Source organism: Xanthomonas sp. NCPPB 2922 (genome assembly GCF_041520885.1).
GTDB classification, from domain to species: Bacteria; Pseudomonadota; Gammaproteobacteria; order Xanthomonadales; family Xanthomonadaceae; genus Xanthomonas; species Xanthomonas campestris.
Window position 1 is genome coordinate 24495 of record NZ_JBGOFY010000031.1, and the last position, 11377, is coordinate 35871.

The window sequence follows — 11377 nt, forward strand, 5'->3', positions numbered from 1 at the left end:
CTGCACGTCTAGCCCCTCATCTACTGAGGTAGCAGGCATCTGATGGTGATTCGGGTAGCACTGTTGATCACCACCTTGAGCGCGGCCGTGATGGGCCATGCACAGGCCGCGCCCGCTGCTGAGGCGCAACCCCAGGCTGCCAAGCAGCCCGCAGATGCTCATTGCGACCACGCCGGCCAACTGCAGCAACTCCGGCATGCTGTCTTCGCTGGGCCGGGCCACATATGCGATCGCCAGGAACAGCGCACACCCCAGGGCCTGCAGCAAGACAAACATCGGTTTTACGCGGACCCTTGTGGCTCTTCCCTGGCAAGCATCGTGCCGCGTCCCATCCCGTGATGGGGGACCTGCACCGGCACATGGCGCCGGGCGGGAGCGAAGCACAGGACCGCATTCGGTCAACTGCATCTTTCAATGCCGGCCAGCGCACCAGGCGTTGCGGTGGCCGACCGGGCGCGCCGGCAGGGCTGCGCAGCGTCGCGCGCGCCGGTCGTGCGTGGTTCCCTTACCCACTGCAGCCATGCCTCGACTTGCCATGCATTGGTAGATACCATCCAAGATAAATCAAATACCAATTTGGCATGGAGATCTTTGATGCGACACCGCCGATCGTTTCGTATTGAAGCCGTGCTGACCGCCGCAGCGCTGGCCGCTGCAGTGCTCCCCGGCGCCGCTGCTGCCGAGTCCGCCACGCCGGCGACTGCCCCGGCGGTGTTTCCTGCGCCCACGTCGTTGCGCTTGCTCGGGCCGGAGCTGAGCTTGGGCACGTCGGTGGTGCTGGTGCGCCCCAAAGGCACCGACGCGGCCTCCGAAGCCTTGGTACGCAAGGTGCTCACCGCCGCCGGCGTGCGCAAGATCCGCGTTGCCACCACACCCGCCAGCGAGCCAGGCACCGTGCAGGTGGTGCTAGGCCTGAGCGATACCGCCAGCGTGCGCAGCGCACTGGAACAGACCGGCGCGGCACTGCCCGAGCGTGACGAAGCCTATGCACTGGGCAGCCGCGCCAGCGGCACCGGCGTCACCATCGTGCTGGCCGGCAAGGACAGTGATGGCCTGTACCACGCGGCGCAGACCTTTCGGCAATTGGTGACCGCCGGGCAGATACCGTCGGTGGCCATCGCCGATGCGCCGTCCATGCCGGTGCGCGGCTCGATCGAAGGCTTCTACGGCAAGCCCTGGAGCATGGCCGAGCGTGAGGACCACCTCGCCTTCCTCGCCCGCTTCAAGGCCAACACCTATATCTACAGCCCCAAGGACGACGTGTTCGCCCGTGAGCGCTGGCGCGAGCCTTACCCCGCGGCCACGCTCAAGGCGCTGGGCAAGGTGGTGGAAGTTGCCAACCGCGAGCACATCAACTTCGTCTACGCGATATCGCCGGGCCCGTCGGTCTGCTACAGCGATCCGGCCGAGCTGGACGCCATCCGCCGCAAGTTCAGCGCATTGCGCAAACGCGGCGTGCGCAGTTTCTATGTCGCCTTCGACGATATCGAATACACCAAATGGAACTGCAAGGCCGACGAAGCCGCCTTCGGCCCGTCTGGCGAACAGGCCGCGGCCACCGCGCAGGCTAAGTTGCTCAACGCCGTGCAGGCAGATATCGCCGCGGCCGGCCACGGCTCGCTGATCATGGTGCCCACCGAATACTTCAACGCCACCGTGTCGCCGTACAAGACCACGCTGCACAAGGCACTGGATCCGCGCGTGGTCATTCAATGGACCGGTACCGACGTGGTGCCCGCCTCCATCTCGGTAACCGACGCGCGCAACGCGACCAAGGCCTTCGGCCGCAAGACGCTGCTGTGGGACAACTACCCGGTCAACGATTTCGCCGAAACCACCGGGCGTCTGCTACTCGCCCCGTACGACCGCCGCCAGGCAGGGCTGTCGGCGGAGCTGAGCGGCATCGTCTCCAACCCGATGAATCAGGAAGTGGCCAGCCGGCCGGCGGTGGCGGGCTTGCTCGCCTTCGCCTGGAACGATGTTGGTTATGACGCGCAACGCACCTGGCGTTACGCCGCGCGCGATCTGGCCGGCAACGACCCGCTGGTGACCCAGGCCTTGCTGACCTTCTTCGACACCCAGCACGTTGCGCCGACCTTCGGCCACCTACCCTGGCAACCGCAGGCGCCGCGCCTCAAGGCACTGGTCGATGATGCACGTGATGCGCTGGCCAGCGGCGACCAGGCGGCCATCACCCCGGCACTGCACGCACTCGGCAACGCCGCCGATGCACTGGCGGCCGCGCCGGCGCAGATCCGCGCCGGCAGCACCACTCAGGCCTTCGTGCGCGAAGCCGACCCGTGGCTCAGCGCAGCGCAGTTGTGGGGCCAGTCATTGCGCCGCAGTGTCAACGGCGTCTCAGCTGCGCCCGCTGCCAACACGCAAGCGGCCACCCAGCAGTTCGATGCGGCCAAACAATTCGCCGAACAGGCGGCCGCCATCCAGTCCATCCCCGGCGCCACCCGTTTTGCCGGCTCGGTGAAGGTGGCAGACGGCGTGCTGGACAGCTTCGTCAAGGACGCCCCTGGCTTGGTATACGTGCCAGCTGCGCAGGAGTAATCGCACGGTGGCGCGTTGCAGGCGCTGCCGTGATGGCAGCGCCCGTCGTGCTTGGACCAGCGTTTGCGCGTGATGGGCGATCGCCGTCGCGCTGCTTGATCGGTGCCTGCACGCCTGAGGCCTTCCGTTCGGCTTTACCTGTCGTGGCGCGCAATCAACGCGTGCGCGGTTGCAGTGGCGGCCGCGCCGAGACACCGCAGCGCGCCCTTCACTGATCCAAAAACGCCAGCACGCTCGCGACGAACGCGGCGTGGTACTGGAATGCCGCGCCGTGGCCGGCGTCCTGGTAGACGATCAGCTGCGCGTGGGGAATGCGCCTGGCCAGCGCTTCGCTGTGCACGGGCGGCACCAGGCGGTCGTGATCGCCGGCGGTGATGAGCACCGGCATGGTGAAGCGGGTGAGGTCTTGCGCGGGTTGCCGCGCCCATGCCTTGATCGCCTGCAGTTGCCGCCAGAACGCGCGGGGGCTGAGCGGTTTGTCGCGGTGCTGGGTGCGCTCGGCGAGGCGATCCAGGAACGCGGTTGCGGCGTGCCGCCCGCGCTGGCTGGCGGTGAAAAACAGGAAGTACTTCGGGTCGCGGCGCGTCAACGCACCTTTGAGAATCTGCGGCAGGCTGATTGCGCCCACCTTGTCGATCCCCGCGCCGCCGGCCGGGCCGCTGCTGGCCAGGATGAGCTTGCGCACGCATTGCGGCGCCTGCCGCACGATGTCCTGCGCCACGAAACCGCCGAACGAGGTGCCGAGCAGATCCACTTGTGCGATGCCCAGGCTGCCCATCAGCGCGATCATGTCGTGCGCCATGGCGGCGATCGTCAGCGGCGCGGTGCCGCCCGAGCCGCCGATGCCGCGGGCACATATCGTCGAGACCGCGGCTGCGCTGTTTCGCGAGCGCGGCTACGACGGCGTGGGCGTGGCCGAACTGATGGCCGCGGCCGGCTTCACCCATGGCGGCTTCTACAAGCACTTCCGCTCCAAGGCGGACCTGATGGCCGAGACCGCCGCACTGGGTTTTTCCAAGACCGCTGCCGCCTCCGATGCGGTGGATGTGGCCGAATTCCTCAGCGATTACGTCTCGCGCAAGCATCGCGATGGCCGTGCACGCGGCTGCACCATGGCCGCGCTCTGTGGCGACGCCGCGCGGCAACCTGAAGCCATCAAGGCCGAATTCGCCAGCGGCATCAGCACGTTGCTGGACACGCTGGCCAACGCCGATGACGCGCGCAACGCTGCGCAACGGCAGCAGGTGCGCGCCGACACCATCGACCGGTTGGCCCACGCGATCGGCGCGGTGGTGCTCTCGCGCGCCTGCCCCGACGATTCACCACTGGCAGACGAGATCCTGGAGGTCTGCCGCGGGAAGATCCTGGCTGCCCTGCCCGGGCAGCCAGCCAGGTAACGGGCGCGCTTAGCGACAGTGACACGGTCGGGCCCGGCTGAGACGCCGCGATCCGCTGCGACGGCCGTGCTGATGACCGAGATCGCCATGCATGTGGCCTGCCTGCGTCAGCGGCGCCCCTCGCCCGCTGCCTTTGGTGAACCGACGTCACCCCGCCACTTGGCTGCCGCAGCACTGAGATGCAGACAGCGTGGACCTTGCACCTGGCTGGATAGCTGGCTTGCGTCCGTCTGCACGTGGTGCGCGCCGCTCAGGCAGCGGGAATCAGCTGAACGGCGCTGAACGGACCTGTGTTCGGACGGAAGCTCCGCCGAGAGCCCCGCTGAGCGGGAATCCGAGGCCTGCCGGCGCTGCTGCCCGTCACTGCCTGGGCGAATGGAGCTGCTGGTTCGGCGTAACGCAGACGCCACCAGGCAGACGCCGCTCCGGATTCCAGTAAAGGCCGCTATGCATCGCGGGAACCAAACTGAAGTAGCCCGGGTCCTGGCATCTACATCGCGCGATGCGTGCCGCAGAAGGACACGTCGGTGGACGCTTTATTCAAATGGCGTACTCAGCCAGAGAATGGTGACGGTCGAGGGCGTCTGCAATCGTCGTCATTCAAACGCTCATTTGCTAGGCTGCGGCGCGTTGGCATGCGTACGGCATCCAAGCTCGAAATCCGCAGAAATCCGCAGAAATCCTGCTGAAAAACCGGATCGTCCTGTGCGTGGAGCACATTTCCCGAATTGTCAGCGCCAGGCATTTTCACTAGATCGCGATGGATAACGGCGCTGATTAAATTGGTGAGTCAGCGTCTTCGGCCAAGCGCACCTCGGGCAGCTCGATATAACCGTCCTCCAAATGCTTTAAACCAACCCATATAACAAGGCACCTTATCGACCTCAATTTCGATAGATCGATGCGCATGAGTGCGGCCAGTTTATTCCTGAAAATAAACTGCGAGCAGCCCTGCATGTGCGAACGCGCAGAGCCACACTCGATTCCGATAGTGCGCAAGCTAGAGTCCGCTAACTACAGTAGTGTCCGTCTTTACTGGTTGAGTTCGTTATCTACCGCTACGTGGTAGGTGAATTGCCTACATCTACGATCGTCTTCCCTGATGCCATGCGACTTTGATCGCATTTAGGATGCTCGCCGTTTCACCGCAAAGAATAAACGGACGCAAGCGTACAGCTTGTAAGGAATAGCCTTAAACCATTTCGGCTATTGCTCGAATCAATAAATCCTATTGAAGAGTTTCTTCTGAATACTGGCTGTCCAATCCTGTTTTAGAAGTTCCACCCATCGCCGTTAAACCATCAGGCAATTGAGGCGGCGCTACAAAACAGCCCTCTCGGCTGCGGTTCGCGACGACATCCATGGGGATGGATTCGCCAGCAACTTAAATGTCAATAACACGTGAATAAACTCTTGCGCCGGTCTGGGTCGGCGCAGGTCCACTGCGCCAGACGTTGATGTGAAGCGGCTAAGCGGCGCGCCATGACAGGAATCAGACCACCAATGAAACGCTCGCTCCTCGCAACGACGATCTCCTCCTGCCTTGTCCTGACTGCCTGTGGCGGCGGCGGTGGTGGCGGCAATGTCCGCAACGACCCGCCACCGACCACCACGGTGGTGCCGGCGCCGATCACCGATCCGACCCCCGCACCGGCCCCGACGCCTGCGCCAACGCCTGCTCCAACGCCTTCTCCGGCTCCCGCTCCCGCCCCCACCCCGACTGCCGATCCGCTGCCGAAAACTGCACCGGTGCCGGTCGCGCCCCCGCGCTACCAGGGCCTGGCCAGCAATCTGCTGGTGCCCACCAATGCGGATCTGGCCCAGCAGGCCGGCGCCAGAGGCCAAGGCGTCAAGATCGGCGTGATGGACGACAACCTGGTGCAGACCTACGCGCCGGTCGCTGGCAAGGTCGACGCGTTTACCGATTACACCGCCGTCCCCGGCGCAGCGGAATCCACGTCCAATCGGTTGCGGGGCCACGGCAGCGTGGTGTCTGCACTGGTGCTGGGTTCGGCGCAGGACGGCTTCGCTGGGGGTGTCGCGCCGGATGCCGACCTGATCTACGGCCGCATCTGCGCCGAGAATTCCTGTGGCACCCAGCAGGCGCGTCGCGCCGCAGTGGACATGGCTGCGGCCGGTGTCCGGATCGCCAACCTGTCGATCGGCGCCTCGTACGCCGATGCGGCCAGCAGCGCCAATGCGGCACTGGCCTGGCGCTTCGCGCTGACCCCGCTGGTGCAGGCAGATGCCTTGATCGTGGCCTCCACCGGCAACGATGGCGCCGCTGAAGCCTCCTACCCGGCCGCCGCGCCGGTGCAGGAAGCCAGCCTGCGCAACAACTGGCTGGCCGTGGGCGCGGTGGAGATCGACAGCGCCGGCAACCCGGCCGGGCTGAGCAGCTATTCCAATCATTGCGGTTCCGCTGCGCAGTGGTGCCTGGTGGCGCCGGGCATGTACGCCGCCCCGGCCCTGGCCGGCACCGAGTTGCAGGGCCAGATCGCCGGCACCTCGTTCTCCACTGCCGCTGTCAGCGGCGTGGCCGCGCAGGTACTCGGCGTGTATCCCTGGATGAGCGCTTCCAACCTGCAGCAGACCCTGCTGACCACCGCCACCGACCTGGGCGATCCAGGCGTCGACGCGTTGTACGGTTGGGGCATGGTCAATGCCGCCAAGGCGATCAAGGGCCCGGGCCAGTTCGCCAGCAACTGGGCGGCAAACGTGACCTCCGGCTACGACAGCACCTTCAGCAACGACATCTCCGGCAGCGGCAACCTGACCAAGAACGGCGCCGGCAGACTCACCCTGAGCGGCAACAACAGCTACGCCGGCGGCACCAGCATCAGCGACGGCGTGCTGGCCCTGTCGGGCAGCGTGCGCTCCGACGTGCTGGTGCTCAATTCGGCCACGTTTGAATCGCGCGGCGGCACCATCAACGGCAACTACAGCCTGGTCAACAGCACCGGCACCACCGCGATCGAACTGGGCAAGGGCCTGACCGTGACCGGCCAGGCCAGCCTGAAAGGCAACCTGTTGTTGCTGCCGGAAGCGGCGGGCTACACGGTTGCCGGCAGCGAGCGCATCGTTCGTGCCGGCACCCTGCAGGGCACCTTCGACAGCGTGCAGTACGCCAACAACTTCTTCTGGACCGCCGCGCTGGCCTATGACCCCACCAGCGTCACCGCCACGCTCACCCGCAATGCCGCTGCCGCCAGCGCACAGGCTGCCGGTGCGTCGCAGTCGGTGGTGGCCGGCGCCCGTCAGGCCGACAGCCTGGTCAAAGCCCTGGATACCCGCGTGGCGTCCGGCGACACCGCAAACCTGGGCGGCGTCATTACCGCGACCGGCGCGCTGCTACTGGCCACCGATGCGCAGGTTGCCAGCTCGCTGCCGACGCTCGTGGGCCAGGTCCACGGCATCGAACGCACGCTCGGGTTCCAGTCCGCGCTCAACGATGCACGTGTGGCGGCAGATCGCCTGCCGCTGCTGGCCAGCACCACCACGCTGACCACCTGGATGCAGGGCAGCTACCTCGACGGTGACCTGAGCCGCGCCGGCTACGCGTCGGCCGATTACACCCAGCGCGCAACCACCGTGGGCTTCGACATGCCGCTGGGCGGCGCCGGCACCATCGTGGGTGCAGCGCTCACCTCGGGCGAAGACCGCGGCACCATCAGCGCCTCGGCCAGCCGCCTGCGCGCCGACCGCTACGCGATGACCGCCTACCTGTACCAGCCGGTCGGCATGGCCTATCTCTCGGCGATTGGCTCATACGGCATGGGCAGCGTGGAAACCGAACGCAGCGTGCAGGCCGGCAGCATCGGCGAGCGCCTGCAAGATCGTCGCCACGACACCAACTGGTCGCTGCGCACCGAACTGGGCTTGTTGCCGCGCGCCGGGCTGTCACCGTTCGTGGCCGCCGGTGTGGTCAGCCAGACCCAGGACGCCTTCAGCGAAGCATCGGTCACCGGCCTGGGCCTGAGCGCAGCCAGCGACACGCTGCGCGCCGGTTACGGCGAAGTGGGCGTGCGCGGTCACCTGGCGCATGGCAAGTGGGGCTTCGACGGCCTGGTTGCCTATCGCTCGCTGTTTGGCGACAACCGCGCCGACTTCACCGCCTGGTTCACCGGCCTGCCCGAGGCGCGGTTTACCGTTGCCGGTGAGCCGCTGTCCAAGGAAGCGCTGCGTGCGTCGGTCGGCGTGCGCTACAGCGTCAGCGACACGTTCTCGCTGTACGGCAATGTGGGTGCCGAGCGTGGCAGTTCCGATGCCAGCAGCGTCAACGCCAATGTCGGCCTGCGCTGGCAGTTCTGAGGCACGCCGGGTCACTGGTAACAAACAAAAGGCCCCGGCATTGCCGGGGCCTTTGCTGTTTCAACACTGCAACCGCGGCAGGATCAGAAGCTCCAGCCCCAGGTCACCTGCCCCCCATACGCGGTCTGGCCATCGCCATTGAGACCTTGCAGCGACAACGCCATGCGGCTGCTCGGCGAGGTGATCAGATTCACGCCCACTTCGCCCACCACCGCATTCTTGGCCAGGGTCACGCTGTGCACCGAGAAGCTGGTGCCCGCGCCGATGAAGCCCGCCGAGCGCTGCACCTGGCGGTCGCCATAGGCATGCCGCCAACCCACCGATGCGTAAAGGCCGGCCTGTTGGCCCAGCTCCCAACGGCCGCGCACACCCACCGTGCTGGTGGTGTACTCGTCCTTGGCGCTGTCCACCGACAGCCCGGCAATGCCGCCACGCTCGCTGAAACCGTCGGTCTTCAGATGCGTGTAGGCCGCCGCGACGAACGGGCTGTACACCGCGGTGCCCGCCTGCAGGTTCCAGGCCGCTTCCAGCGAGACCGTGGTGGCCGTGGCGTCGTACTCGCTGCTCAGACGTTCTTCCATCACGCCGGGCAGAATCACGCGGCGGGTACTGTCGACACGATAGTCCGCATAGTCCACCCCACCCTGCAGGGTGAAAGCGGACCAGTCGGCCTGCGCGTACACGCCGACATGCGTGGCATCGATATCGGCACGATCATCGTTGGCACGCGACCAGCTTTCCAGGTCCTGGTTACCCACCGCAACGCCGATCAGGCTGCGCTCGCCGATGCGACGTTCGGCACCGGCCATCACGCCATCGTCTTCGCGCCGCACCGAGTTGGCATTGCTGTCGCCGTCGATCCGGTTCGGACGGCTGCGGCCGGCGATCCAGACCGTGGTGTCGCCCACGCGGGTGTCCTGGCTGTCGCCACGCAGATGGCTGCCGATGCCGCTCATCAGGAAACGGCTATCGAGCATTGCCGTCGCGGTAGTGGCGTGGCTTTCGCCGGACAGCGAGGCGAATGCAGTGCGCACGGCCTGCGGGTCGTCCGGCAAACGCAGCACTGCCTGCAAGATCGGGCTGGTGGTGGGCAGGCCATCTACACCTGCGGCACTGGCCTGCTCGTTCGGCGTCACCGCAATGTCGACCATCGACACCGTATTGCGCCCAAACGACACCGACAGCCCACCGGCACTCACGCTGACATTCGGGTCAATGAACGCGTAGTCGGAGGTGATGTTGGTGAACTGGCCGCTCAGGCCACCACCGGCATTGATCAGCGGGATGTCCACGAACAGGGGCATGTCCGGCGTGCGTATCAATTGCAGGGTGCTGCCCGGCGCGACCACCGCCGTGCCGCCCACCGTGACCGGTGTGACCGTGCCGGTACTTCCCGGGGTTACTTGCCAGGTGGAACCTGGATTGATGGTGGCATTGCCGCCAACCGTGATCGAGCCGCTGTCGCCGCCACTGAGCAGGGTGCCCGACAGGTTCAGCCCGCCGATGGTGCCGCTGCCGATGAGCGTGCCGCCCGGGCCCACCGTCACCGGCCCGCCCAGGGCCGCGCCCGGATTGGCCGGGTTGCCCACGCTCAAGGTGCCGTCACTCACCGTGGTCGGCCCGGTGAAGCCACCGCTGTTGGCGGTCACCAGCAAGGTGCCGGTGCCGTCCTTGACCAGGGTGCCGGTGCCCGACAGGGTGCCTGCATAGGTGCCGTTGGCGTCCTGCAGGAACACCAGCGCTGCGTTGTTGAGGATGTTGCCTTGCAGGCTGTCGGTGTCGCCGATCAGGGTGCCGGCATTGATGGTGGTACCGCCGAGATAGCTGTTGACGCCAGCCAGCGTGACCGCACCGGTGCCGTTCTTGATCAGCGTGCCGCTGCCGGTGATGTTGCCGGCAAAGGTGCCGTCACCGGCCTGGTCGAACACCAGCACGGCGTTGTCCAGGATGTTGCCCTGCAGGCTGCTGGTGGTGCCCTGCAAGGTGCCATCGGCAATTGTGGTGCCGCCGCTATAGCTGTTGGTGCCACTCAGCGTGAGCACGCCATCGCCTTGCTTGACCACATTGCCGGTGCCGCTGATGGCGCCGGCGAAGGTGCCGTCGGTTGCCTGGTCGAACACCAACGTGGCGTTGTCGACCACGTTGCCCTGCAGGCTGGTGGTGTTGCCGATCAGGCTGCCGGCGCTGACCAGGGTGCCGCCGGTGTAGCTGTTGGCGCCGGTCAACACCAATGCACCGGCGCCGGTCTTTTCGACACTGCCGGTGCCGCTGATCACACCGGCATACACGCCGCCACCGGCCTGGTCGAAGACCAGCGCCGCGTTGTCGAGGATGTTGCCTTGCAGGCTGGTGGTATCGCCGATCAAGGTGCCCGCGGTGATGGTGGTGCCGCCGGTGTAGGCATTGGCGCCATTCAAACGAAGATCGCCCGCGCCGTCCTTGGTCACCGAGCCGGTGCCAGTGATCGAACCGGTGAACACGCCATCGGCGGTCTGGTTGAACACCAGCGCCGCGTTGTCGACGATCGCACCTTGCAGGCTGGCGCTGTCGCCCACCGTGGTACCGGCATTGAGCGTGGTGCCGCCGGTGTAGCTGTTGGTGCCATCCAGCGTCAGCGTGCCGGTCCCGGACTTGACCAGCGCACCGTTGCCGCTGATGTCACCGGCCAGGGTCAGATCTGCCGCGTTGGCGACATCGAGCGTGGCGCCGAGGGTGAGCGCGTTGCCCAGCGCCACCGCCACGGCATTACTCAACGTCGCATTGCCCAGTACCGAGAGGCTGCCGGTGCCCAGCGCCGTGTTGCTGCCCACTCCGAGCGTGCCGGCATTCAAGACGGTGCCGCCGGTGTAGCTGTTGGCGCCATCCAGGGTGAGCGTGGCGGTGCCGTCCTTGATCAGCCCACCGGCGCCGCTAACCGGGCCACTCAGGGTCAGGTCGTTGCTGCCGGCCACGGTCAGCGCGCCGGTGAGGTCCACCGCATTGGCGATGGCAAGCGCCTGATCGGCATCCAGTGTGGTGCCGCCAGCAGCAGTGAGCGTGCCGGTGCCCAGTGCCTGGGCATCGCCCAGCACCAGGGTGCCGCCGCCCAGGGCGGTGCCGCCGGTGTAGGT

General features: G+C 66.4%; 5 protein-coding genes. 3 read left to right on the forward strand and 2 right to left on the reverse strand.

From position 1 onward, the window contains the following. Positions 1-594: 594 nt before the first annotated feature. Positions 595-2559, forward strand: a complete 1965-nt coding sequence (locus tag ACD584_RS20635) for a beta-N-acetylglucosaminidase domain-containing protein (RefSeq protein WP_076036952.1) — start codon at positions 595-597, stop codon at positions 2557-2559. Between the two features lie 208 nt (positions 2560-2767). Here ACD584_RS20635 and ACD584_RS20640 read toward each other — a convergent pair whose 3' ends face one another. Next, positions 2768-3418 (reverse strand): alpha/beta fold hydrolase, encoded by a 651-nt coding sequence (locus tag ACD584_RS20640; protein ID WP_220375507.1) that lies wholly within the window; start codon positions 3416-3418, stop codon positions 2768-2770. Between ACD584_RS20640 and ACD584_RS20645 the strand changes: the two genes are divergently transcribed. Both ACD584_RS20645 and ACD584_RS20650 read left to right on the forward strand, forming a co-directional pair. Continuing rightward, positions 3360-3956: a TetR/AcrR family transcriptional regulator gene (locus ACD584_RS20645; RefSeq protein ID WP_175611852.1), complete on the forward strand. Its 597-nt coding sequence runs from the start codon at positions 3360-3362 to the stop codon at positions 3954-3956. The genes ACD584_RS20640 and ACD584_RS20645 overlap by 59 nt on opposite strands. A 1503-nt stretch (positions 3957-5459) precedes the next feature. Next, on the forward strand, positions 5460-8267 hold the full coding sequence (locus tag ACD584_RS20650; protein ID WP_076036949.1) for a S8 family serine peptidase: 2808 nt from the start codon (positions 5460-5462) through the stop codon (positions 8265-8267). Between the two features lie 83 nt (positions 8268-8350). On the opposite strand, the gene ACD584_RS20655 is transcribed toward ACD584_RS20650, so the two are convergent. Continuing rightward, positions 8351-11377 (reverse strand): autotransporter-associated beta strand repeat-containing protein (locus tag ACD584_RS20655; RefSeq protein WP_372357329.1); only part of this gene is annotated, 3027 nt, incomplete at its 5' end.

What these genes read in the sequence shown, in the direction of transcription:
- ACD584_RS20635 (WP_076036952.1), top strand. Translation starts at nt 595, where the DNA reads ATGCGACACCGCCGATCGTTTCGTATTGAAGCCGTGCTGACCGCCGCA.
- ACD584_RS20650 (WP_076036949.1), top strand. Translation starts at nt 5,460, where the DNA reads ATGAAACGCTCGCTCCTCGCAACGACGATCTCCTCCTGCCTTGTCCTG.
- ACD584_RS20645 (WP_175611852.1), top strand. Translation starts at nt 3,360, where the DNA reads ATGGCGGCGATCGTCAGCGGCGCGGTGCCGCCCGAGCCGCCGATGCCG.